The sequence below is a fragment of the Embleya scabrispora DSM 41855 genome (assembly GCF_000372745.1).
GTDB lineage: Bacteria > Actinomycetota > Actinomycetes > Streptomycetales > Streptomycetaceae > Embleya > Embleya scabrispora.
Genome location: NZ_KB889701.1, coordinates 1 through 23,508, shown reverse-complemented (window position 1 = coordinate 23,508; position 23,508 = coordinate 1). Strand labels below are relative to the sequence as shown.

The 23,508-nt window shown below is 70.9% G+C and carries 21 protein-coding genes; 11 read left to right on the top strand and 10 right to left on the bottom strand.

The window, feature by feature from the left end; all coding sequences use genetic code 11:
* Positions 1–195: 195 nt before the first annotated feature.
* Positions 196–606: a methyltransferase domain-containing protein gene (locus tag A3IC_RS0139465; RefSeq protein ID WP_079026982.1), complete on the bottom strand. Its 411-nt coding sequence runs from the start codon at positions 604–606 to the stop codon at positions 196–198.
* Between the two features lie 11 nt (positions 607–617).
* On the opposite strand from A3IC_RS0139465, the gene A3IC_RS59215 reads away from it, so the two are divergent.
* Positions 618–965: an Imm51 family immunity protein gene (locus A3IC_RS59215; protein WP_020555587.1), complete on the top strand. Its 348-nt coding sequence runs from the start codon at positions 618–620 to the stop codon at positions 963–965.
* Positions 966–1,026: 61 nt separating this feature from the next.
* A complete protein-coding gene (locus tag A3IC_RS69205) occupies positions 1,027–1,419 on the top strand; it encodes a hypothetical protein (RefSeq protein ID WP_158696286.1) in 393 nt (130 codons plus the stop codon).
* A gap of 204 nt (positions 1,420–1,623) precedes the next feature.
* Here the strand turns inward: A3IC_RS69205 and A3IC_RS63275 are convergent, their stop codons facing one another.
* A complete protein-coding gene (locus A3IC_RS63275) occupies positions 1,624–2,085 on the bottom strand; it encodes an ATP-binding protein (protein ID WP_052174020.1) in 462 nt (153 codons plus the stop codon).
* A 183-nt stretch (positions 2,086–2,268) separates the two neighbouring features.
* Here A3IC_RS63275 and A3IC_RS59205 point away from each other — a divergent pair, with 183 nt between their 5' ends.
* Both A3IC_RS59205 and A3IC_RS65855 read left to right on the top strand, forming a co-directional pair.
* Positions 2,269–3,180 carry a helix-turn-helix domain-containing protein gene (locus A3IC_RS59205; protein ID WP_079026980.1) on the top strand — a complete coding sequence of 304 codons (912 nt, stop codon included), beginning with the start codon at positions 2,269–2,271 and terminating at the stop codon, positions 3,178–3,180.
* Complete coding sequence (locus tag A3IC_RS65855) at positions 3,170–3,349, top strand: DUF397 domain-containing protein (RefSeq protein ID WP_079026979.1); 180 nt, start codon at positions 3,170–3,172, stop codon at positions 3,347–3,349. The genes A3IC_RS59205 and A3IC_RS65855 overlap by 11 nt, the downstream gene beginning before the upstream one ends.
* A gap of 114 nt (positions 3,350–3,463) precedes the next feature.
* Here A3IC_RS65855 and A3IC_RS59200 read toward each other — a convergent pair whose 3' ends face one another.
* Positions 3,464–5,140 carry a CTP synthase gene (locus A3IC_RS59200; protein ID WP_020555582.1) on the bottom strand — a complete coding sequence of 559 codons (1,677 nt, stop codon included), beginning with the start codon at positions 5,138–5,140 and terminating at the stop codon, positions 3,464–3,466.
* 652 nt (positions 5,141–5,792) lie between these two features.
* On the opposite strand from A3IC_RS59200, the gene A3IC_RS0139430 reads away from it, so the two are divergent.
* Entirely contained in the window at positions 5,793–7,613 is a 1,821-nt protein-coding gene (locus A3IC_RS0139430; protein ID WP_020555581.1) for a glycoside hydrolase family 15 protein, read from the top strand.
* 250 nt (positions 7,614–7,863) lie between these two features.
* Here A3IC_RS0139430 and A3IC_RS0139425 read toward each other — a convergent pair whose 3' ends face one another.
* From A3IC_RS0139425 to steA, 5 genes are all read right to left on the bottom strand, one after another.
* The gene (locus A3IC_RS0139425; RefSeq protein ID WP_020555580.1) at positions 7,864–8,997 is read right to left on the bottom strand and encodes a glycosyltransferase family 4 protein; all 1,134 of its coding nucleotides are present in this window, start codon (positions 8,995–8,997) and stop codon (positions 7,864–7,866) included.
* Positions 8,981–10,879 carry a lipid II flippase MurJ gene (locus A3IC_RS59195; RefSeq protein ID WP_020555579.1) on the bottom strand — a complete coding sequence of 633 codons (1,899 nt, stop codon included), beginning with the start codon at positions 10,877–10,879 and terminating at the stop codon, positions 8,981–8,983. Before A3IC_RS59195 ends, A3IC_RS0139425 begins: the two co-directional genes overlap by 17 nt.
* A 283-nt stretch (positions 10,880–11,162) precedes the next feature.
* Entirely contained in the window at positions 11,163–12,098 is a 936-nt protein-coding gene (locus A3IC_RS0139415) for a hypothetical protein (protein WP_020555578.1), read from the bottom strand.
* Positions 12,095–13,249, bottom strand: coding sequence for a copper transporter (locus A3IC_RS0139410; protein WP_020555577.1), 1,155 nt, complete (start codon positions 13,247–13,249; stop codon positions 12,095–12,097). The genes A3IC_RS0139415 and A3IC_RS0139410 overlap by 4 nt, the downstream gene beginning before the upstream one ends.
* Positions 13,246–14,421, bottom strand: coding sequence for a putative cytokinetic ring protein SteA (gene steA, locus A3IC_RS0139405; protein WP_020555576.1), 1,176 nt, complete (start codon positions 14,419–14,421; stop codon positions 13,246–13,248). Before steA ends, A3IC_RS0139410 begins: the two co-directional genes overlap by 4 nt.
* A gap of 1,064 nt (positions 14,422–15,485) precedes the next feature.
* Here steA and A3IC_RS59190 point away from each other — a divergent pair.
* The 3 genes from A3IC_RS59190 to A3IC_RS0139390 all read left to right on the top strand — a co-directional run bounded on the left by A3IC_RS59190 (position 15,486) and on the right by A3IC_RS0139390 (position 18,546).
* Positions 15,486–16,631, top strand: coding sequence for a hypothetical protein (locus A3IC_RS59190; protein ID WP_020555575.1), 1,146 nt, complete (start codon positions 15,486–15,488; stop codon positions 16,629–16,631).
* 80 nt (positions 16,632–16,711) lie between these two features.
* Positions 16,712–17,866 carry a sensor histidine kinase gene (locus A3IC_RS0139395; protein ID WP_245599789.1) on the top strand — a complete coding sequence of 385 codons (1,155 nt, stop codon included), beginning with the start codon at positions 16,712–16,714 and terminating at the stop codon, positions 17,864–17,866.
* A complete protein-coding gene (locus tag A3IC_RS0139390) occupies positions 17,863–18,546 on the top strand; it encodes a response regulator (protein ID WP_020555573.1) in 684 nt (227 codons plus the stop codon). The genes A3IC_RS0139395 and A3IC_RS0139390 overlap by 4 nt, the downstream gene beginning before the upstream one ends.
* Before the next feature lie 143 nt (positions 18,547–18,689).
* Here the strand turns inward: A3IC_RS0139390 and A3IC_RS59185 are convergent, their stop codons facing one another.
* Positions 18,690–19,055 carry a hypothetical protein gene (locus A3IC_RS59185; protein WP_020555572.1) on the bottom strand — a complete coding sequence of 122 codons (366 nt, stop codon included), beginning with the start codon at positions 19,053–19,055 and terminating at the stop codon, positions 18,690–18,692.
* Between the two features lie 204 nt (positions 19,056–19,259).
* On the opposite strand from A3IC_RS59185, the gene A3IC_RS69200 reads away from it, so the two are divergent.
* Positions 19,260–19,652, top strand: a complete 393-nt coding sequence (locus A3IC_RS69200) for a hypothetical protein (RefSeq protein WP_020555571.1) — start codon at positions 19,260–19,262, stop codon at positions 19,650–19,652.
* A 159-nt stretch (positions 19,653–19,811) separates the two neighbouring features.
* The gene (locus A3IC_RS0139375) at positions 19,812–20,579 is read left to right on the top strand and encodes a methyltransferase domain-containing protein (RefSeq protein ID WP_020555570.1); all 768 of its coding nucleotides are present in this window, start codon (positions 19,812–19,814) and stop codon (positions 20,577–20,579) included.
* Positions 20,580–20,923: 344 nt separating this feature from the next.
* Here A3IC_RS0139375 and A3IC_RS0139370 read toward each other — a convergent pair whose 3' ends face one another.
* Complete coding sequence (locus A3IC_RS0139370) at positions 20,924–21,421, bottom strand: hypothetical protein (RefSeq protein ID WP_020555569.1); 498 nt, start codon at positions 21,419–21,421, stop codon at positions 20,924–20,926.
* A gap of 682 nt (positions 21,422–22,103) precedes the next feature.
* Between A3IC_RS0139370 and A3IC_RS0139365 the strand changes: the two genes are divergently transcribed.
* Positions 22,104–22,898, top strand: a complete 795-nt coding sequence (locus A3IC_RS0139365) for a metal-dependent hydrolase (protein ID WP_026219265.1) — start codon at positions 22,104–22,106, stop codon at positions 22,896–22,898.
* Positions 22,899–23,508: the final 610 nt, after the last annotated feature.

The following is a 23,508-nucleotide window of genomic DNA, read 5'->3' as shown; positions in this document are numbered from 1 at the left end:
CACCAGTGCTGCGTGAGCCACGACGTGCCGGCCCAAAGAATCACGACCCCGACCAGACCCACTCGTGCGCGAGTCACCATCGCCGACCCCCCACGTGCAACGGCGGAGGCCGCGATCCCGAGTGCGGGCATCGGCGCCCGGACCTCCCCGGACCCCACACGCCGCGGGCGACGCGGATCAGATCCTGACGACCTGTCACCAACAAGCGCCATGGTTGGCCGAGGCATTCACCAGGCGTTTCCCCGCCGGTTGTCGCATGACGACCGAGGTGCCTGCGATCGTCGTCACGAGACGGCCACCCGGATTGAGTGCTTCGAGCCAGGTCCGAGGATTCCGAGGCATCCCGACCGTGGCGACGATGCGATCGAACCTGCCCGGAAGCGACTCCAGCGCACTGCCGACCAGGACCCGGGGGGACAGTCCGATCGATTGGAGGCGTCGTTGCGCCACCTCGACCGGGTAGTCATCGACATCGATGCTGGTGATCCGCCCGGCTCCGAAGCGGGACGCCAACAGCGCTGTCCCATATCCCGACCCTTTTCCGGACTGAGACGACGACCTCGTGCCGTGGCGTTCACTCCGTGTTGCGGCACTGCGACGATGGATATCGTTGCGCCATGACCACGCATGATCTGGCTCCGTTTCTACTCGAAGACATCGAGTTCGATCCCGGTCACAGCCTTCGACTCACGGACTGGCGTGAGCTGATGCCGGTGATCCAGGCCGCGGGCCGAGAAGGCAACGGCTATACCTGGGAAGGCATCGCGCGACTTCTCGTGGCCCGGCACCTGCCCGATGCGGCGGACCGGTTGGAACACGATTCCGAGTCCGGGATGTTCGCCGTGTACTCGTCGAATCGCGAGGTCCTTGAAGCTCTGGGCGTCCTCATGCGCGATCTGTATCGATCGCCCGAGCAATTGGGCATCCTTCTGACCTCGGTCGATCCGGACTTCTTTGACGACTGACCCCGCTTGGGCCGGCTCCCCGCTCACGGGTCGACCTTCTTCAGCACGCGGGGACGTGGGCGTGAAGATGAGTAACGTCGACCTCGCGACCGCCGTCTCGAAGCCGTTCGTTCCATCGCTCGTCCGGCATCTGTCGCGGCAGGCGCCGTGGGACCTTGGGGTTGTAGCGCAGCCGCCCCTCGCCGCCATACGGACCCAGTGGATTGTGATGGGCGTCGGGCGCCGCCTCACGCTCCTGGCCAACGGCACCGGATTGACCAGCGGACCGCTACCCGATGCGATCCAGAACTCGTGGAAGCCGCGGATCACGGCGTTGCTGTGCCTGATCGTGCGCGGCTTGTGTCACGAGATGTTGCGTCCAACTCTGTTGCGCTCCTTCATCGTTCGGATGCGCGACGTCTACCGACCAGGCCATGCGGGGGACGTACTCACTCGCGGCGTTGTCGCCCGCTAGTCCGGTCGACAACTCGGTGCCGATCTCCAACACCTCGGATTCCGGCGCCGGTTGCGCCAACGAAATCATGTCGACCACCAAGCCGGGCAGCGTCGAAGACGACGTGGGCCGCCCGTGCGCAACCCGCTCCGATCCATCCGCGTGATCGGCGTGTCGGTCTCCGACTCGAATCACCAGCGACGTATCCACCACGAACCTTCGGTGTCATGACGCCTCCGAAGACTGTTCGAACACTGCGGACCATGACCCGAGCAGACCTTCCGCGCCATCCCACGCGGAGGCGACGGACCCGGGAGCCGGGGCCACCCGCAACCGAGCTGCTACCAACTTCCCGTTGGTGGCCTTCATCCACGTGAAGCCTTCAGCCAGGCCAAGCACAATGGCAAGGCCCCGCCCGCACTCGAGTTCGGCGCCGGCGGGTCGGATCACCGGGCATGGCATGGGGTCGTAGTCCCAGACTCCCATCTCGAACTCCCGCCGCTGCCAGGTGAGCATCAACTGACACTCCTGCGGCGCGCCCACCTGTGGCTTCACGTGTACGACGGAGTTGGTCACCAACTCGGACACGATCAGCAGGGCCCCGTCCCCGACCCGCTCCGGGAAGCCATGCCGTATGCAGAAGTCCCGAACGAGACCACGAGCCGTCTTGACGGAGTGGACGGACAACGGAAGATCGAACTTCTGGGCACACGGCTGCATGGCAGCTCCCGAGATGTGACACCGAGGGTGTGATGGGTCCGTCCTGAGGACGACAGCGAAATCACGCCTCGCATGCATACGGATGCAGTACGTAGCGCCCCTCTACCGTTCCGCTTCGCATGAGAATTGTCAATCTGGACAAGAATTCTCATGGCAGCCGACTTGCGTCGCTCTTCCGGCGGCAGACTGAGCGGCATGGCCCTATCCAGCCCTCGACACGTCAAGCTCGGGCAGGAGCTGCGCCGCCTCCGGGTGGCCGCGAAGCTGTCCATGGTCGACGTACACAGCGAAGTCGACATGTCAGTCGCGACGTTCAGTCGCCTCGAACTCGGCAAGAAGAAGGACATCGACGAGCAGACCGTCTGGGTCCTGCTACGCAGATACGGCGCAAGCGACGATGACACCCGGGCCGTGCTCGCCCTCTGGGAAACCTGCCGCCAGGAGGTCGAACAGTGGTGGGACGCCTACGGCGACACGGTCTCCAGCGCCTACGCCGAATTCATCCGCGCCGAGCACACCGCGATCGAATGCCAGACGTTCACGCCTCTCGGCCTCCCGGGCCTGACGCAGACAGAGCGCTACGCGAGGGCCCTCACCGCCCAGACCGACGGTGGCGGCGAGGAGCGCACCGCCATCTTCACGGAGGTGCGGTTGCTGCGCCAGAAACGTCTGTACGCCGACCCGCCCTTGCGGATGACCGCGTTCATCACCGAAGCGGCTCTCCGAATCGACGTCGGCGGCGAGCGGGTGATGCGTGAACAGCTGCAACACCTGCTGATTCTGGCCGAGTTGCCCAACGTCCACCTCGTCGTGATCCCTTTCGGATCCGCTGCCGTCGCCATTCTGGGATCCGGGTTCACGAAGTTCGACTACCCCGACGAAGAGCCGAGCGTGATCATCAACGCCGGTGCCGCAGGCCCCTTTCCGGCAACCGACGAGCCGTCCTATATTCAGCGCGGCCAACGACTGATCGACAGACTGATGGGCGCGGGACTCGCCCCGGGAGAATCCGTCGCCATGATCCGGCAATACGTCACAAAGTGGAGTGACCGTGAGTTCTGAAGCACATCTGGCGTGGAGAAAGAGCCACCACAGCACCCAGGACAGTGACTGCGTCGAGGTCGCGCCCGATCGCGACGTCGTTCGCGCGCGGGACTCGAAAGTGGTCCTGGGCCCGGTTCTGGGCTTCGGAGAGGCACCCTGGGCGCGCTTCGTGAGTGCGCTGAAGTAGACGCCGTCGAGGACCCGACGCCAAGGAGCCACCGGCCCGATCATCCGGGCGGGTGGCTCCTTGTGTTGTCGGCCTACCGGCCTGTCGGCTTGTCGGTCGGGCGCCGGCCGTGCGTCAGGACGTGGTCTCCGCGACGCGGTCCTCGCCCTTGATCCGGCGGACCGCCGCCGCGACCAGGCCCGCGAAGAGCGGGTGCGGGCGGGTCGGGCGGGACTTGAGTTCCGGGTGGGCCTGGGTGGCGATGAAGTACGGGTGCTGCTCGCGCGGCAGTTCCACGTACTCCACCAGGCGGCCGTCGGGCGAGAGGCCGGAGAAGACCAGGCCGGTCTCCTCCAACTGCCCGCGGTAGGCGTTGTTGACCTCGTAGCGGTGCCGGTGCCGCTCCTCGGACTGTGCCGCGCCGTAGACCTCGCGGGCGATCGAGCCCGCGGCCAGGTCCGCCGTGTACAGGCCGAGCCGCATCGTGCCGCCCAGGTCGCCCTGGCCCGCGACGATGTCGAGCTGGTCGGCCATGGTCGCCACCACCGGGTGCGCGGCCTGAGGGTCGAACTCGAGCGAGTTCGCGCCGGCCAGGCCCGCCAGGTTGCGCGCGGCCTCGATCACCATGCACTGCAGGCCCAGACAGATGCCCAGGGTCGGGATCCGGTGCTCGCGGGCGTAGGCGATCGCCTGCACCTTGCCCTCGACGCCGCGGTCGCCGAACCCGCCGGGGATCAGCACCGCGTCGCAGTCGCCGAGCTCACGCGCGGCGCCCTCCGGCGTCGCGGTGTTGTCCGACGTCACCCACTTGATCCGGGTCCGAACGTTGTTCGCGAAGCCGCCCGCGCGGATCGCCTCGGTGACCGAGAGGTAGGCGTCGGGCAGGTCGATGTACTTGCCGACCAACGCGACGGTGACCTCGCGCTCGGGCTGGTGCACCCGGCGCAGCAGGTCGTCCCACTGGGTCCAGTCCACGTCCCGGAAGTTCAGCCCGAGCCGGCGCACCACATACGCGTCCAAGCCCTCGGAGTGCAGGACCTTGGGGATGTCGTAGATGGACGGCGCGTCGATGGCCGCGACCACGGCCTCCTCGTCCACGTCGCACATCAGCGAGATCTTGCGCTTGATGTCCTGCGGCACCGCCCGGTCCGCACGCAGCACGATCGCGTCCGGCTGGATGCCGATGCTGCGCAGCGCGGCGACCGAATGCTGGGTCGGCTTGGTCTTCAGCTCGCCCGACGGGCCGATGTAGGGCAGCAGCGAGACGTGCAGGAAGAACACGTTGTCCCGGCCGACCTCGTGCCGGACCTGGCGGATCGATTCGAGGAAGGGCAGCGACTCGATGTCGCCGACGGTGCCGCCGACCTCGGTGATCACGATGTCCACGTCGTCCACGGCCATGGCCCGGATCCGCGACTTGATCTCGTTCGTGATGTGCGGGATGACCTGCACGGTGTCACCGAGGTACTCGCCGCGACGCTCCTTGGCGATGACCGTCGAGTAGACCTGACCGGTCGTCACGTTGGCCGAGCCGTGCAGGTCGACATCGAGGAAGCGCTCGTAGTGGCCGACGTCCAGGTCGGTCTCGGCGCCGTCGTTGGTGACGAACACCTCCCCGTGCTGGAACGGGTTCATCGTCCCGGGGTCGACGTTGAGGTAGGGGTCGAGCTTTTGCATCGTGACCCGCAGGCCGCGCGCCTTGAGGAGCGCTCCGAGGCTCGACGCGGTGAGCCCCTTGCCGAGCGAGGAGGCGACGCCTCCGGTGACGAAAAGGTGCTTCGCCTGCCGGGCGCGACTGGGCGTCTGAGGCACTGCCAAGGAGGGGCTCCCGTGGTTGCGATCGAGGGGATTTCGAAGGGGACGCTGCTGGGCCGATGCGGGCCCGGAACAGTCCCACCAAGTCCACGGGATACCAGCCTAACAGCGTCCGGGGCCGAGGTCCCGCACCCGGTGCGGAACAACTGCGACACCATACGGCGATTGCCCAGAGTGACAACGCACGGGAGATTCCGGGCACATGCCGACGGATCGGCCGAGTCGGATTCGACACAGAGTCAACGATCGGGTCGGCGAAAGCAGGCACGTTTCAGCGCCGATGGCGCACTATGCTACGCAGGCGGTGCACGAGCCTCTCTCCGTTCGCCGACACCCGCGCGCAGCGGTGGGCACACGCGCGCGACGGGTGCGCGTCCCCCGGATCCCGACGGGACGACATTTCGGGAGCACCGGTCGATCCGACCACCGTTACGGCGGTCGATCACGCGCGCGTGGTGCACTCTGGAATGAATCGATCAATCGCTGATCAGAACACGTCGAACAGCGAGCGCGGTACGCACGAACACAGCACTCACGAACGCAGCACGTACGAGCCAGTCACGTGCGAGCCCAGCCCCTCAGCCGAACCCGGTACGCACGACGGGACGACCGGCACCATCAGGACGACCAGGAACGGAAAGCGTTGCCCGTGACCAGCCGCATCGAGGACTACGCCCTCATCGGGGACATGCAGACCGCCGCTCTCGTAGGCCGCGACGGTTCCATGGATTGGCTCTGCCTCCCCCGCTTCGATTCCCCCGCCGTGTTCGCGGGCCTGCTCGGCAGCGAGGAACACGGCTCGTGGCGGGTCGCGCCGCTTTCCGGCGGCCCCGCGACACGCCGCCGGTATCGCGGCGACTCGCTGATCCTCGAATCGGAATGGGAGACCCCGCGGGGGACCATTCGGGTGATCGATTTCATGCCTCCGGCGGACGCGCTTGTCGGCGCGCCGGTCGTGGTGCGGATCGTGGAGGGCGTGTCGGGTCGGGTGCCGGTGCGCTCGGAACTGCGCATGCGGTTCCACTACGGCAAGGTCGTGCCGTGGGTGCGCCGCGAGGAGGACGGACGCACCGTCGCGGTGGCCGGCCCGGACGCGGTGTGGTTCGCCAGTGACACCGAGACCTACGGGCGCGGCCTGACCACCTATTCGGACGTCACCGTCGGCGAGGGCGACCGGGTCACGTTCACCCTCACGTGGCACCCCTCGCACGTCGAGGGCCCGCTGCCCACCGACGCGCTCGCCGCCCTCGCGGACACCGAGGCGTTCTGGACCGACTGGATGACCCGCTGCACCTACCGGGGTCCGTGGCGCGAGCCGGTGGTGCGCTCGCTGATCACGCTCAAGGCGCTCACCTACGCGCCGACCGGCGGGATCGTCGCGGCGCCGACCACGTCGCTGCCCGAGGACGTGGGCGGGGTGCGCAACTGGGACTACCGCTACACGTGGCTGCGGGACGCGGCGATGACGCTGGGCGCACTGCTCAAGACCGGTTTCGTGGACGAGGCCAAGGCGTGGCGCGAGTGGCTGCTGCGGGCGGTCGCGGGCGACCCGGAGAACCTCCAGATCATGTACGGCGTGGGCGGCGAGCGCCGACTCACCGAGTACGAGGCGACCTGGCTGCCGGGCTACGAGGGCTCGCACCCGGTCCGGATCGGCAACGCCGCCGCCGAGCAGTTCCAGCTCGACGTCTACGGCGAGGTCATCGACGCGCTGCACCTGGGTCGGCAGGCCGGCATGGAGGGCAACGACCACGCTCACGCGCTCCAGCTCAAACTGATGGACTACATGGAGCAGCACTGGCGCGACCCGGACGAGGGCATCTGGGAGGTGCGCGGACCGCGCCGGCACTTCGTGCACTCCAAGGTGATGGCCTGGGTCGCGGTGGACCGCACCATCAAGATGCTGGTGGACGAGCCGATGGACTCCGACACCGGCAAGATGCTCGAACACCTCAAGGGGGTGCGCGAGGAGATCCACCGCGAGGTGTGCGCGTACGGGTACGACGCGGACCGCAACACCTTCACCCAGTACTACGGCTCGACCGAGTTGGACGCGTCGCTGCTGCTGATCCCGCAGGTGGGCTTCCTGCCGCCGGAGGACAAGCGGGTGATCGGCACGATCGAGGCGATCCAGCGCGAGCTGACCGAGGACGGCTTCGTGCGCCGCTACCCCACCAACGGCACCAGCGTCGGCCTGGACGGCCTGCCGGGTGACGAAGGGGCGTTCCTGGCCTGCTCGTTCTGGCTGGCCGACGACCTGGCGATGATCGGCCGGGTGGAGGAGGCACGCGAGCTGTTCGAACGTCTGCTCGCGCTGCGCAACGACCTGGGCCTGCTCGCCGAGGAGTGGGACCCGCGGCTCCAGCGCCAGGTGGGCAACTTCCCGCAGGCGTTCAGCCACGTGCCGCTGATCGACACGGCGCTGCGGCTGACCGCGACGATGCGCACCGAGGTGGGCGAGCAGGACTGATCGCGGCGGGCGTCACGGCGGCGGGACACCGCGGCGGCGGGACGAGTGGGTCGGGTGGGCGCCCTGTGCAGGTGTGCGCACCGATCCCGGGCGGTACCTCCCCGACGCCATGTCCCGCGGACCACGTTTGACGACCACCACAAGGGGCGACGAGCCGACCGGCTCGTCGCCCCTTCTCGTCGCCCGTGTCGCCGTTGCCGTCGACCCGCCGGTCCGGCGCGGTGCACCGGCCCCCACGACGGGCGCGGGGTCACACCGGGCCGAGTTCCTCGTAGATGCTCAGCACCTGGGCGATGGTCTCCCGCTCGTCGGGCCAGGTCACGGCCTGGGCGCGGCCCGCCTCGACGAGTTCGGCGCGCCGGGTCGGGTCGGCGAGCAGGTCGCGGACCGCGGCGGCGAGGTCGTCCGGCCGGCCGGCCGGAACCAGTACCGCCGCGTCGCCGACCAGCTCCGGGATTCCGCCGACCTGTGTGGCAACCAGTGCCACACCGGTGCGCAGCGCCTCCTGGGCGACCAGTGCCCGGGCCTCCCAGCGGCTGGGCAGGACCGCGAGATCGGCGGCGCCGAGCAGGTCGGCCACGTCCGCACGATGGCCGAGCAGGCGAACCGGCAACGACTCGGCGTCGATCCGGTCCTGGAGCGATTCCCGCAGCGGCCCGTCTCCGGCGATCACGAGCAGGGGCGCCGGTCGTTCGTCCGACCACTGCCGCGCGGCGTCCAGGAGCACCGGGTAGTCCTTCTGCGGGGCCAATCTGCCCACGGCGACCAGCAGCGGCCGGTCCCCGGCGTCGAATTCGGCCCGCACCGCGGCCCGGTCTCGCTCGGCCGGCGGCAGCGGCGGAGCCGATACCGGTCCCAGCCGGGCGTCACGCGCGCCGAGCTGCCTGGCCCGGTCGACCAAATCGGTCGAGGCGCCCAGGACGACGTCGGCCGCCCGTACCGCGCGGCCCTCCAGCACCCGGGTCAACGCACCCTTCGCGCCGCCGACCAGGACCGCGTTGTGCAGTGTGAGCACCAGCGGCCTGCGGCGCACCCGATGCCGACCGAGAGCGTTGCCCGCCGCCAACCCGGCGCGCAGTCCGTGCGCGTGCACCACGTGCGCGGGTGCGCAGGCCGCGCGCAGCTCGCGCAGCGCCGCCCGATCGGTGGGTCGCGGCCCCGAACCGATCTCGACGACCCGAAATCGGGCGCCGGTGCCCGCGAAGTCGAAGTGCTCCTCGGTCGAGGCCGGGCCGCACACGGTCACCGCGACCCCGCGCCCGACCAGGCCGGCCGCCAGCGAGCGCACGTGCGCGCCGATCCCGCCGGTGGACGTGGCCAGGACAAGGACGGCCCGCAGCCGGGCCGGCTCGGTGCGCTCTCGCGCCTCAGTCGTCGTGTCCACGTCGCTGCTCCCCTTCCGATTCGGCCGTCCGCCTCCCGCGCAGCGTGGCCCTGACGGCCTCGCCGACGGTCACGGATACGACTCCCGCGAACACCAGGGTGCCCACGATGGCGGCAACCGCCGCGATGATCAACGTGAAGACGATGCCGCCGGTCCCGAATGCCCGCGACGCCCCGAACCCGGCCGCGCCACCGGCGAACGCGGCCGCCGACGCGCACACCGCCGTCCGGACCATCGCGGCGCCGGACAACGCCCGCGGGCCGGCCGTGCGGACCACGGCGTAGGCCAGCAGCAGTCCCGCCACGGTCATCCCGATCGTGTTGCCCAGGCCGAGCGCGGCCACCGTCCAGCGCGCGGGCAGCGCGAAGGCGAGCGCGACGTCGGCGACCACGACCACGCACCACCCGGCGACCACGCAGCCGGCGGCGGCGCGACCGTGGCCGGAGGCGTTCAGCGCACGGCCCAGGTGCGCGATCAGCGCGTACCCGATCAGGCCGGGCGCGAAGGCGGCCAGCGCCCAGGCCATTTGTTCGGGCTCGGTGGAACCGGCCATGAACAGCGCGAAGAACCGACCCAGCGGCGCGGCGGCGGCCAGCAGCAGCGAGGTGCCGGCCGCGCCGACCAGGAGCACGGTGCGGGTGGTCGCGGCGACCGCGTCCGCGAACGCGTCCCGGTCGCCGTCGTGCGCGTGCGCGCTCAGCCGCGGGAAGGCGGCGGTGGCGATCGGCACCGCGAGCACCGCGTACGGGAGGAGGTAGACCATCCACGTGGTCTGGTAGACGACCAGGGATCCGTGCGTACCGCGCCCGTTGGCGAGCAGGATCACCGCGATCGTCGCGGCCTGCTGGGCGATCAGCGTCGCGACGCCGGCCAGCGCGAGGGTGCGCACCCGATGGGCCACGCCGTCCGGGAAGCGCAGCGTGGGGCGCAGTCGCAGGCCGGTCGAGCGCAGCGGTACGACGGTGACCAGCGCCAGGGCCAGGACGCCGGCGGTGGTGCCCAGCGACAGGGTCAGTTCGGCGCCGCGCGGCAGGGCGGCCAGGTTGTCGAGGTCGACGTCGTACCGGTTCGCGAAGAGCAGGTAGCTGCCGGCCACGACCAGGCTGGACACGAGCGGCGCGAGCGTCCCGGCCAGGAAGCGGTGATGGGCCTGGAGAATGCCGCCGGCGACCACGGCGATCCCGTACAGCAGCACCTGCGGCACGAAGACGAGCAACATCCGGGAGGCGACGTCCGCGACGCCGGGTCCGTCCGCCTTGCCGGCCAACAGCAGTTCGGCGATCGGGCGGGCGAGCAGCGCGCCGAGCAGCACGATCGGGGTCAGCACCAGGACGACCCAGGTGAGCAGCGCCGACGCGATCCGCCCGGCGTCCTGACGTGCGCCCTTGGCCACCGGGCCGGCCAGCACCGGCACCACCACACTCGCCAGCGCCCCGCCGGCGACGATCTCGAAGACGATGTTGGGCACCGAGTTGACCGTGCTGTACGCGGTGCCCAGGACGGTGTCACCCACCGTCCCGGAAAACACCAACTGCCGCCCGAACCCGGCCAACCGGGCGAACACGGTGACCACGGCCATCAACGCGGCGGCCCCGGCGATACCACGGACCACGCCGCGGGGGCGGGAGGCGGCGGCGGGGGGTGCGGCGCCGGCGGCGGACTCGGGGTTTACGCCGTCGGCTCCCTTGCCGTCGGTGGCGGGCTCGTCGGCCTGCCCGCGAGGCGGGGTGTCGGCCCCGGGCTCGGAGGGCACGCCGCCGGTCCGGGGCTCGGCGAGCGCGGCGTCGGCTCCCTCATCGGCAGGCGCGGCGCCGGTGGCGGGCTCATCGGGTACGCCGGCGGCTCCCCTGTCGTCGGCGGCGGACGCGGCGGCCTCGGGCACGGCGTCGGCTTCGCCATCGGCAGGCGGGGCACCCGCTCCGGGCTCGGGACGCACGCCGCCGGTCCCGGCCCCGGTCCCGGTCCCGGCAGGTCCTGCGTCCGCTTCGCTGCCGTGCGGCCGGCGAGAGTGGCCTCGGGTGGCCGTCATCCGTCGACCTCACCCGTCGGGAGTGGAGGGCGGGTGCGGGCGGTCCAGGCGGCCGGCCGGGTCGGGACGCCGGTCATCCGCGTACCGCTCGTGGGCACGCCCCGTCGCGCGCCCACGGGCCGTCGGTCGTTGCCGGTCATGCCGGTGCGACGGCTCCCTCGGCGGCCGGCTGCCGGGGCACCGGGGTCGCGGCGGGCGCACGGCGGCCGAGCATGTCGATCGCGTTCAGCGGCCGGTTGCCGGCGATGACCTTGGTGAAGCTGACCTTCTCGCTGGCGGCGGTGAGCGCGGCCAGCACGAGCGCCTTGGCCACCAGCCCCCCGCGCCCGGAGCCGGCCGCGAGGGCCACGCCCAGGGCCGCGCCCAGCGCGTTCGCGCCCGCGTCGCCGAGCATCGACTTCTCGCCCAGGTCCTCCGGCAGCAGCGCCGCCGCCGCACCCACCGGGGCCGCCGCGAGGGCCGCCGCCGGTCCGCCCCGGAGCACGCGCGGCGCGCCCGCGATCAGGACCGCCTTGGCCGCGCGGCCCGGCCGCAGGTCGAACAGGTTGATCAGGTTGGCCGTACCCGCGACCACCCCGCCCGCGAGCAGCTTGTCCACCGGCCGCCGCTGCACGAGCGCGCCCGCCGCGAGGCCGGCCACGCCGAGTCCGACGATCTTGACGCCGCCGCTGGTCAGTTCGCCCTTGGCGAGCGCGCCGAGGTGGCCCTTGAACCCGCGCCGATCGCTCGACCCGGCCATGTCGTCGTAGGTCCCGAACCCGGCCCCCGCGACCGCCGCCAGCACACCGGCCGCACGCCACCGACCCGGCACCCCCGGGGCACACGCGGCGGCGACGGCCGTACCGACCGCCGTCGCGGGCCCTTCGAGCAGGGTCAGCACCTCGCCGCGGTGGTTGCGCCGCTCCCACAGCGCGGCCTCGCCCGGCGGGCGGCGGGTCAACGCGGCGTACGCGGCCCGCGCCGCGCCGGTCGCGGCCAGCGCGGTCGCCAGGCGACCCGGCCGGCCTCGGCGGGCCGCGACCGGGGCCCCGACACGGTCCGCGACACGAGCGGGGGCAGCGGCCTTCGTCACGACGTCTCCTTCTTCGGCAGCTCCGGCAACGGACCGTCGGTGGTGCCCGTCGTACCGTATTGACCGGAACTGCCCTGCTTGTCCTCGACTATCAGGGACCACACGACCGCGACCTGCCCCACAGGCGTGTCGGCGGTGTCCACGGTGGAAACGGCCTTGGCGGTCTGATCGTTACGGCGCAGCGCCCAGATCACGCCGTTCTCCTGCGCGGCGGACGCGGTACCGGCCATGACCGTACCGTCGTCGCCGGTGTCCAGGGCGCGCGCGAGCGAAAGATGGATGTTGTTGATTCGCCCCGGGTCGTCCCCGCCGGTGGCCCCGGACGGCGCGACGATCACGACCAGGTCGGCGCCGGTGGCCGGGTTGTCCTTGACGTCGACGAAGCCGGCCTCCTTGAGCCTGGTCAGCGTCTCGGTCGCGGCCTGCGTGTTGTGCGTCGCGGGCGTGGTGGTGCCGTTGTTCTGGTTGGTGTTCTGGCCCGGGGTGCCCGAGCCCGGGGTCTGGCCGGGCGTCTGGCCGCTCGGCGGCGCGGACGTGGTTCCCGCGCCGGTCGGCGGCGCGCCCGACGCGGACGTGCCGGGGGGCGTCGAGCCGGCCGGCGAACCGCTCACGGGCGGCTGGGTCGAGGTTCCGCCGGGCGTACCGCTCTGCACCGGCGGCAGCGTCTCGGTGATCGCGCCCGCGAGCACCCGCGCCGCCCGCTCGGTCGCCGACCCGGTCGGGAACGCGGTGGCGTTGGTGCCGAGCGCGGTGACCAGTTCGGCCTCGCGCTTGGGGTCGGTCCAGGCGCCCTTGATCCCCACCTGGCCGGTGACCGTCGCGGAGGCGCCGTCGAGCAGCTTGACCATGCTGTCGGTCAGCTTGGTGTCCGCGCCGGGCAGCGCGACCACGACCGCCTTGTGGCCGGCGAGCTTGCCCTTGACCAGCTCGGGCCCGACGGTGTTCATGATGCCGTTCAGGTACCTCGTACCGGCGTTCGCCCGGTCGAGTTCGCGACGCAGCCCTTCGTTGTTCCGGGCCAGGTCCTGAACCTGCGTGTCGAGCCCGGTGACGGCCGCCTCCTTGAGGAAGGACGCGCCGAGTACGAGCCCGACCGACAGGGCCAGGAAGACCGCGATGATGGAGACGACGTGATATCTGAAGTCGATCAACTGAACAGTCCCTGGAGCCAGTAGACGAAGGCGTCCCACTGTGCCCCGAACACGTGGAAGTACGCGCGCCCGAGCGGGGTGACCCGCACGGTGACCGCGATGGTGATCAGCGCGGCGAGGCACAACATGAGCAGCGATGTCGTGGAGATGCGGCTGCGGTACAGACGGCTGACGCCCTTGGCGTCCACAAGCTTGCCGCCCACCCGCAGCCGCGTGAGGAAGGTGCTCGCCATGCCGGCCCGGCCCTTGTCCAGGAACTCGACGAGCGTGAGGTGCGTACCGACCGCGACGATCAGGCTCGCGCCGCCGTCGTCGGCGAGCAACATCGCGATGTCCTCGCTGGTGCCGGTGGCGGGGAAGGCGATCCCGTCCACACCGAGCTCCTCGAGGCGTTCCATCCCGGGGGCGCGCCCGTCGCGGTACGCGTGCACGATGATCTCCGCGCCGCAGCGCAGCGCCTGGTCGGACACCGAGTCCATGTCGCCGACGATCATGTCGGGCTTGTAGCCGGCCTGAAGCAGCGCGTCGGCGCCGCCGTCCACGCCGATCATCACCGGGCGGTACTCGCGGATGTACGGCCGCAGCGCGGCGATGTCCTCGCGGTAGTGGTAGCCGCGGACCACGATGAGCACCTGCCGGCCGTCGATCCGGGTCCGGATCTCGGGGACGCCGACACCGTCGAGGAGCAGTTCGCGCTCCTCGCGGATGTACTTGAGGGTGTTCTCGGCGAACGCCTCGATCTGCTCGGACAGCCCGGCCCGGGCCTTCTCCATCGCCGCCGCCACCGATTCCGCGTCGAGCAGGGTGCCGACGGCGATCGGGTCGTCGCCGCGATAGAGGACGTTGTCCTCGACCCGAACCAGCTCACCCTCACGGATCCGGTCGAGCACGCTCCCGCCGACGGCGTCCAGGAGCGGTACGCCGGCCTCCACGAGCAGCTGCGGCCCGATGTTGGGGTAGCGCCCGCTGATGCTCTCGGCGGCGTTGACGACGGCGGCGGGCCGACACTTGACCAGCGCCTCGGCGGCGACCCGGTCGAGATCGCCGTGGTTGATGATGGCGACGTCCCCGGGGCGAAGCCGCTTGGTGAGGTCCTTGGTACGCCGATCGACCCGGGCAAACGAACCGGTGACCTCGGTATGCCGTCGACGACGAAGCGCGGGAATCCTCACCGGCGCAATCCTGCCATGCACAGTATTCGTGGGCGGCCGGCGACCGCTTCGGGAAACGGCCCCTCGGGCCCGGTGTGGCGGCTCCACCGCTCTCCTCGCGAGCTCGTCGATCCCTTGTCGACGATCAAGTCGTGGGCGCTGACACGCCGGGATGGCGCCGAATTCGCAGCAGCCCGGGGATACGAGTGGGTCGAGCTCACGATGGCGCTCCGGGGCGACGTGGCCTGCGTCACGGACGGGGACGGGGGTGAAACCGGAGCGGGGCTGTTACACGGGGGCGCGGGGCGCGGGGTGACGAGGGGCGGAGCCGGGGTCGTGGGCGCAGCGAGGGGGAGGCGGGGGTCGCGGGCTCGGCCGGGACGCGCGACGCGCGACGCGCGACGCGCGGGAAGCGAGGGGGCGGAGCCGGGGTCGTGGGCGCGGCGAGGGAGAGGCGGGGGTCGCGGGCTCGGCCGGGACGCGCGACGCGCGTGAAGCAAGGGGCGGAGCCGGGATCGTGGGCGCGGCGAGGGAGAGGCGGGAGTCGCGGGCTCGGCCGGGACGCGCGACGCGCGACGCGCGGGAAGCGAAGGGGCGGAGCCGGAGTCGCGAGCGCGGCGTTGCTGCTTGTTGGGCGACTTCGTCGCCGGCTCGCGAGGCACCACCTCTTTCTCTCCCCCGCTTCGCTCCTCCGAGAAAGAGGCGGCCCCTCGCTCGGGACGGTGTGCCCCTCCGCTTCGCTCCGGGTCACACCGTCCAAGTTCTGCGGCTCCGCCGCTCTCCGCGCTTCGCGCGTCGATCGCTGGGGTGGGCTGGGTCGGGGGCGCTGACGCGCCGGCTCGTGCGACGGCGGGCGGGCAGCCGCGCTCGAGGCCCGGGCGCCTGTGGAAGCCCAACCTCCGCGCCGAACGCGATGGGTGGAGCGGGTGGGTGCACATCCCAGTGGCCGAGACGTGGCCGCGATCCGGCGCGGACCTGTTCGGGGTCGGTAGGTATGCCGATGAGGGGGCGTCCCCCATCCGGGGGATCGGGATCGGCGTGTGCGGCGACGCGGGCGGGGCTGGGTCGGCGGAAGGCTGGTCCGCATGGAGAGCAGAGAGCCCACGCATTCCGACCCGCACTCGGCGGCGCCCGATCCGACATGCGCGGACACCGCCGCCCCGGATCCCGCGCAGGCGGGCCCACGCGCCGACGTACCGGACGCCGCCGGGCGGGGTGCGTTGCGGCGGCGGCTTGCGTGGTCGGCGGTGCTCGCGTGTTCGCCGTACCTGTTGTTGAAGCTGCTCTGGGTGGTCGGCGTCGACGTGGGTGTGGTGCATCCCGACGAGTTGAATCGCGCGCAGTGGGTGGCCGCGAACGCGCTCACGTTCGGGATGGACACGATCGCGGCGCTGATCGCGTACACACTCAGTCGGCCGCGCGAGGCCCGGATCCGGGCCTGGCTGATCACGCTGCCGCTGTGGGTGGCCTCGGGGCTGCTCGTGGTGATCATGACGGCCGTCCCGCTCAGCCTGCTGGGCGCGGCGGTCGGGAGTACCGGCAACCCGTTCGCGGGCGACGATTTCCTGCGGCCCTGGGTGTACGCGGTCGTCTACGGCGGCTTCATCGTGGAAGGCGCGGTGTTGTTGGCGGCCTTCGGGCTCTACGTCCACGAACGTTGGGGTGCGCTGTTGCGGGTGCGGGTTCGGGCGCTGCCGGATCCGGCCGGCACACGCGACGCGCAGCGAGTCCTCGGTACGGCCGCCGCGGTGCTGCTCGGCGTCGCCGGGGTGCTGCGGATGACGTGGGCGCTGGGTTCGGACCTCGGGATGAGCGAGCGCTGGGTCGCCGATCGCGACGCGACCGGGCGGTGGATGGACGGCGTACAGGGTGGTCTCGCCCTGATCGGCGCGGTGGGCCTGATCGTGCTGGTGTATCGGATCGGTGGCGCGCGGGTTCGGGGTCCGTTGGCGATGGCCTGGTTCGGCGCGGGCAGCGCGTTCGGGTGGGGCGGCTGGATGGGGCTGATCAGTGCCGGGGCCGCGCCCGAAAGCACGTTGGCGGAGCGGACTTCTTCGCTGCTCCACTTTGTCTACACTGCCGAAATGATCTCCGGTGTGCTGGCGTTGACCATCGGCTGGTTCTTCCTGGCCGAATACGCCCGGCACGCCGCCATCGTCGCGCGGCCCGCCCCGACGCAGTCGCAGCCGTCCGGTGGGAACGGGTGTCGGAGTGAGTTGTCGGCCGGATGATCGGGGGGCTCGGGCGGCGGCTGCTCGGGCGGCAGGCGCGGTTGCGGTGGGTGCATCTGGTTTTGGGGGGTGCCCTGTTGATGCCCTTTCATCTGGCCGCGCTCACCGTGCTCACCGCCACCGGACTGCTTCGGGGCACGCCGGCGGAGCCGCTCACCTCGCAGTTGGTCGCGCTGGCGTTGGCGCTGCCGTTCGTGGCCGTGGCCGGCCTGGTCCCGCTCGTCCGCACCCTGGAAGGGAGCGCCGCACGAGTGTTGTGCGCCCCGCACGGTGAGGTGCTCGGCGTCCCGGCGACCAGTGCGGCGGCGCGGCGGCGGGCCTCCGCGTGGTTCACGTCGCATGCGCTCCTGGGCGGTGTGGTCGCCGGTGTCTCGCTCGCCGCGCCGCCCGGGGGTGTGGTGTTGTTGGTGCTGCCGTTGGCCCCGGCCCTCGCCAAGGTGTTCCCGTGGGCCGAACCGGCGAACGCGCTCCCGATCGCCTGGCTGCCGGTCGGCCTGGTGCTGGTGCTGCTTCCGTTGCCCCTGTCCGCCGTTGCCGGCTCCTGGTTGGCCCGACTCGCTCCGACCCTGCTCGGCCCGACCCCCGCCGACCGTCTCGCGCTCGCCGAGCAACGCGCCGAACGCCTCGCCGAACGCGCCCGGATCGCCCGCGACCTGCACGACTCGGTCGGCCACGCGCTCAGCGCGGTCGGCATCCAGGCGGCTGCCGCGAGTCGGCTCCTGGAGCGTGATCCGGCTTTCGCCGCCCGGGCGTTGGCCGCGATCGAGGACACCGCCCGCGATGCGGTGGCCGAACTCGACCACGTGTTGGGCCTGTTGCGCGAGGAATCCGACGCCACCACCGCCCCGACGCCCTCCCTGGCCGATGTGACCGGCCTGGTCGCGCGTACCCGGGCGGCGGGAGCCGACGTCGAACTCGACCTGGTGGGCGCGGTGTCCGTCGTGCCGAAGCCGGTCTCCCGGGAGGCGTACCGAATCGTCCAGGAGGGCCTGGGCAACGTACTGCGGCACGCCGGCGAGGTCCCGGTCCGCCTCCGAATCGCGGTGATCGACGGCGAGTTGGCGATCGACCTGGCCAATCCGGCGGCCGAGGCCCGCACCACCCGACGCGGTGGCGGACGCGGCCTGCGCGGCGCCGCCGAGCGCATCGCCGTACTGCGCGGCACCTTCACCGCCGGCCCACGTGACGGGTCGTGGCACCTGAGCGCCCGCATCCCCCTGGAAGGACATCCGTGAACGACCCGGTACGCGTCCTGATCGCCGACGACGAAAGCCTGGTCCGCGCCGGCCTGTCCGCCATCGTCGCCGCCGAACCCGACCTGGCGGTGGTCGGCGAGGCCGCCACCGGAACGGAGGCGGTCGCGGGTGCACTCGAACTACGCCCCGACCTGATCCTGATGGATGTCCGCATGCCCGACCTGAACGGCATCGAAGCCACCGCCAGAATCCTGCACGAAACCCCGAGCCCGCAGCCGAGGGTGCTGATCGTGACCACCTTCGAAAACGACGACTACGTCTACGACGCCCTGCGCGCCGGCGCCCACGGCTTCCTCCTGAAGCGGGCGAAGGCGGATGAAATGGTGCACGCGATCCGCACCGTGGCCCGCGGCGATTCGCTCCTCTTCCCATCCGCCATCCGCGACCTGGCGCTCAGCCACGCGTCGGCCCGCACCGCGAACGCCGGACTGCGAACCCGCCTCGCCCGCCTCACCGACCGCGAGCGGGAGGTGTTGCGCCTGATCACCTGCGGCCTGTCCAACACCGAGATAGCCGATCGGACCGGCCTGGGCCCGGAGACGGTCAAGACGCATGTGGCCCGTGTACTGGGCAAGTTGGGTGTGCGCGACCGGACCCAGGCGGTGATCGCCGCATATGAGGGCGGCTTCGCCGCGGCGGGCGGGGCCGGGTTGCGATAGTCGTCGTCGGGTCGGACGGACGGCGCAGGCTCCCGTATGGACGGAAGGCCCGGGAGGACCGGCTGCCTCACCGCCGGGGGCGTACCACCCCGGGCCTGCACGAATCTACGCCGAGGACGTGGAGGGTGCGGTCCGCGGATTGCTCATGCCCCGGTTCCGGGCGTGTGCAGGTCGCCGTGCTGGACGGCGAAGACCGTGCCGAAGTCGCGAGCGGTGTTGCTCTGTTCGAGGACGAACGCCCGGCGGTCGGCCGGGAGCGCACCGCCGACCTCGTGGGTCAGCCGGGCGAGGTCCTCGCGGCCGGCGGGGTCCCGGCGGAGCAACTCGGCCAGTTCCTGGGCCCAGAAACCGAGCAGCGCACGCCGGACGTCGTCGGGGACCGCGGCGGTCCGCACCAACGCTGCGTTGGCGTCGAGTTGCGCCTCGACCGCGGCCCGGCGCCTGCGGTCGGCCCGGCCGAAGAGCCCGAGGACGGCAGCGGTTCCAGCGTCCCCACTCCTCCCGCCCACACGGAGCAGTTCGGCTCCTGACCCGGCTCGACGACGACGCCAGGATAACGTCCGGTGCCCGCGCGCAAGGGCGGAGCCGCGCCGGCCCTCGGCCTGTTGGAGCCCGGCGCGGTGCGGGCGTTGTCGGCGCGGGCCGGTACTTTCCGCACGCTTGAACGACAGCGAGGGACGGGCCCACGATCGAGAGGCGCTGTAGCCGTGTCCATGTGGTTGACGCTGGTGAAGATCGAGCCCGCGCTGCCGGGTAAAGCGCGGGAACGTCCGCATCCGGTCGCTGAATTGCGCGGCACCCACGAGGCGCACGGCGAGGACTACCGCGCCCTCTGCGACATCGCCGAGGGCCGGGCCGAGGTCGAGGAGGGCACGGCCGAATGGATGAGCGTGTATCCCGCCTTGGCCCGGGCAACCGGCAACGGATGCGCCGCTGTCGAGGCGTCCGACCCCGGCGGCGGGGCCGCCTTCGTCCTGACTGCGGACGAGGTCGCGCGCGTGGCCACAGGTCTCGCCGACGAAGGCTGGACCGGCTTCCTCGAAATCGCCCGCTTCTACGTCGCGGCCGCCGCCGAGGGCCGGGCCGTCGTCGGGGAAGTGAATTAGGACGCACGGGAATCGGCCCGCAGTGCGCCCGGGCCCCACGACCTGGGACGCCAATTCGCTGGTGACTCCGGTCCGCCGCGCACTACCCTGCGCCGACAACGCCGACCGGATCACTGCCGTGCCCGGCGGTCGTCGAAGAACCGGCGGAAGGACGGACGAATGGACCTGGATCCGGCTGATTTCTACACCGGGATCGTCGCGGAGTCCTATGCCCCATTGAGATCCTTCTCCCCGGACCCCGAAACCTACGCCGCCTTCCTCCGCGAAACCGGCGCCCCGGCCCTGGAGTTGGGCTGCGGAGACGGCGATCCGCTGCTCGCGCTGCGCCGACACGGCCTGGACGTCGAGGGCGTCGACTCCTCCGCCGACATGTTGGCGCGCTGCCGGCGTCGGGCCGGCGAGGCGGGAATCGCCGTCACCCTCCACCATCAGCGGATGGAGGCGCTCGACCTGCCCCGCAAATTCCGGGCGATCTTCCTGGCCGGCCCGACCTTCAACCTGCTTCCGGACGACAGCGCGGCCACCGCCGCCCTCGAAGGCATTCGCCGCCACCTGGTCGACGGCGGTACCGCGTTGATCCCACTGCACGTCCCTTCCCCCAGCCCGGCCGATCGGATCGGGGAAGTACACACCGCCATCGCCGACGACGGCGCGGAGTTGCGGTTCTCCCTGGTGTCCGAGGAACGCAACGAGGCCCGACGAACCCAGACGTCCCTGCTGCGCTACGAACGCCACACACCAGAAGCGAGCACCGTCGCGGAGCGCCCATGGTTGCTCCACTGGTACACCCGCCCCGGATTCGAGGCACTCGCCGCATCCGCCGGGCTCACCACGGTGTCCGTCACGGACGCGGACGGCAACACCACCGAGGACGACGCCGACTACACGGTCTTCCGGCTACGTACCGACCAACGCCACAGCGAATAGCACTCGCACGGCGACCAACACGAACCCGGCCCGGACTCGGCCCATTCGACCTCGGGGTACTCGTCGACTGAAATCGCCGTCCCTTGTTCGACCGTGCCGGATCAGAGCGCAAGTACCGGCCGAGTGGACAAGTCCTCGCAGAGGTAGGGCCGAGCGGAATTCGCCATTACCTTTTCGGCGGCTCCGCAATGGGGAGCCCGGCCTCCGGAGCTCTCGGCCACACAAACCTACCGGTCTCCAACCTTGGCCAAAGACCGGGGACCGGCCCCTCCTGCCGGCCCGAGCCCCGCACCGCCCGACAAAGAGCGGTGCGGGGAAATCTCAACACGGATCGAGGTCGGCCGTCAGCCGTATGCCTTCTGCCAGCGCCAGAACTGGTCCGTCCACGGCCCGACTTCCTCAAGCTGTAGGACGGCATTCCCTCCCTGATAACTCTGGCGCGTGGCGACCACCAAGCCGTCGACCCCCAGCGGCTTGATCACGAAGTCCGCCTGAGCGCTGTCCATCGAGACCAGGCGCCACAGTTGCCCTTCGCTCTTGCTGTCGGACTTGCTCGACAGCACGGCCGCACCGCTCTCGGGGGTTTCCCCGACGATGGCGAGGCTCCGATCGAAAGCACCGGTGTCCTTGTTGTATGCGGCGTTCCTGATGCGTACGACGCGGTCGCCGTATCCGACCTCGGGGATGAGCTCCCACTGCGACATCTTGTACGCCGACGCGGCGGCGTCTCGCCACACGACGGCCGATACGTCACCGTCGGCCCATCCGAGCGGAGTGATGTGCATTCCGGATACCGACTGGATGATCAGTTGCGGGCCTCGGGGTATGGGCAGGCTGACCATATGCATCCTCTCGTCGGGCAGGCCGCACTCCTCGGATCACCGGCCGAACCACCGCACGTGCAAAAAATGCTCGGCCGTTCGGAAGTGCACACCGCCAGGGAATCGAGCACCCCGCGCAGACGCTACAGGCGGGCTGCGCACCCCGATGAGAGATAAACGGGCCATGCACCGGGTTGCTTTCCGGTCAGCGAAATCATTCGATGAAAATACGACAACACTGCGAGCCCTGCCGGGCGAGAGAATTTTGCTCTCCGGCCAAACGTCAAATCCGGTCTCACCGATACCATTTTCTCACAAGAGAAAAGAGTGGCTTCCGAAAAACGGCCGGAAATCCCATCCGGAGAGGCAACACGGCAGGCGTCGATCACCCCGCCGGTTTCGGGTGGGCTCCCGGGTGTCGTGCCCGATCAGCGCGGTGCCGCGGACGCCGAGCGAGATCCACCCGCCCGTTGATGGGGCACCACCGCAGGCATCGTGTACGCGCCAAACCGAAGACGTCGACACACCAGGGACGTCGGCGTGCGCCTTCGGCATCGCGCCCGGCCGGCCACAGACTTCGCGGGTCGGCCACCAAAGACACATCTCCCCATGGGCGTTCACGGCCGCCGTGATCACCACCGCTAAACTGCGGCCACTGTGCGGGCTCGGGGTTCGCCCGGGTTCAACAGAGGAGCACGACCACATGATGGGGCCGGCCCATTCCCTGTCCGGAGCATGCGCGTGGATGGCCGCGGGTGCCGCCGCCGATGCCTACGGTCGGCCGATGCCCTGGCCCGTCCTGGTGGTCGGCGGCCTGATCTGCGCCGGCGCCGCCCTCGGCCCGGACCTGGATCACAAGGCCGCCACCGTCTCCCGCTCGTTCGGGCCGATATCCCTGATCCTCTGCGGCCTGGTCGACGCCCTCGCCACCGCCACCTACAAGGCCACCCGCAAGAAGGGCGACCCCCGCCGCAACGGCGGCCACCGCACCCTCACCCACACCTGGGTATGGGCCCTGCTCGTCGGCGTCGGCGCCTCCGCGATCTGCGCCTACGGCGGCCGTTGGGGCGTACTGGGCGTCCTGTTCGTCCACATGGTGCTCGCCATCGAGGGCCTGCTGTGGCGCCAGGCCCGATTGCACAGCGACATCCTGGTCTGGCTGCTGGGTGGTACCAGCACCTGGATGCTCGTCGAGATTCTGAACCGCCCCGGCAACGGCTCGAATTGGTTCTTCACCGAGCCCGGCCAGGAGTACTGGTGGGTCGGCCTCCCGATCGCCCTCGGCGCCCTGACCCACTGCATCGGTGACGCGCTCACCATCTCCGGCTGCCCGATCCTGTGGCCCATACCGATCGGCCGCAAGCGCTGGTACCCCCTGGGTCCGCCGAAGTCCATGCGCTTCCGCGCCGGCGCCAAGGTCGAAGTCAAGGTCCTGATGCCCCTCTTCATGGCCGCCGGCGGCCTGGGCGCCGTCGGCGCGCTCGGCTACCTCGGCTGACCCCTTCCACCGACGCAGGACAGTTCATCGACATCGTCTACCCAAGCCCATTCAACTTCCTTACACCCAGCGCGCCTTGCCCACCCAAGACATGAGAGCCTCGGCGCAACGACCCAACCCCCGATCGCCGCCACCCCGGCAGCGACCCGTACTCAAGGAAAGCCCCATGACCGAGTTGCTCCACCGATGGACCTGCTACTGGATCGAGCTCCTGCAACGCCACGACTCGACCCCCGAGAACGGAGCCTGACCCCACGTCGGTTGTGCGGCTTTGTGTACCCACCCCCTCCACCTGTTCCTTCCGCCACGAAGGTTGGGCCCTCACAGGCTCCGAGGATTCCGCTCCGACCCCTCAGCCCCCGACGCGGCCGCCGCCGGCAGGCAGTTCAACTCGTAAGCAAGGAAACTCTCCCCGGCCCACCGAGTCCGCCCGCCCCAGGCGCGTCAGCGCCCCCGACCCGCGCCGCCCTCGGTGATCGACGCGCGAAGCGCGGAGAGCGGCGGAGCCGCCAGTGTGGACGGTGTGGCCCGGAGCGAAGCGGAGGGACACGCCGTCACGAGCGAGGGGCCGCCTCTTTCTCGGAGGAGCGAAGCGGGGGAGAGAAAGAGG

What these genes read in the sequence shown, in the direction of transcription:
- A3IC_RS59215 (WP_020555587.1), top strand. Translation starts at nt 618, where the DNA reads ATGACCACGCATGATCTGGCTCCGTTTCTACTCGAAGACATCGAGTTC.
- A3IC_RS0139365 (WP_026219265.1), top strand. Translation starts at nt 22,104, where the DNA reads ATGATGGGGCCGGCCCATTCCCTGTCCGGAGCATGCGCGTGGATGGCC.
- A3IC_RS0139375 (WP_020555570.1), top strand. Translation starts at nt 19,812, where the DNA reads ATGGACCTGGATCCGGCTGATTTCTACACCGGGATCGTCGCGGAGTCC.
- A3IC_RS59190 (WP_020555575.1), top strand. Translation starts at nt 15,486, where the DNA reads ATGGAGAGCAGAGAGCCCACGCATTCCGACCCGCACTCGGCGGCGCCC.
- A3IC_RS0139370 (WP_020555569.1), bottom strand. Translation starts at nt 21,421, where the DNA reads ATGGTCAGCCTGCCCATACCCCGAGGCCCGCAACTGATCATCCAGTCG.
- A3IC_RS0139395 (WP_245599789.1), top strand. Translation starts at nt 16,712, where the DNA reads ATGCCCTTTCATCTGGCCGCGCTCACCGTGCTCACCGCCACCGGACTG.
- A3IC_RS59205 (WP_079026980.1), top strand. Translation starts at nt 2,269, where the DNA reads ATGGCAGCCGACTTGCGTCGCTCTTCCGGCGGCAGACTGAGCGGCATG.
- A3IC_RS69200 (WP_020555571.1), top strand. Translation starts at nt 19,260, where the DNA reads ATGTGGTTGACGCTGGTGAAGATCGAGCCCGCGCTGCCGGGTAAAGCG.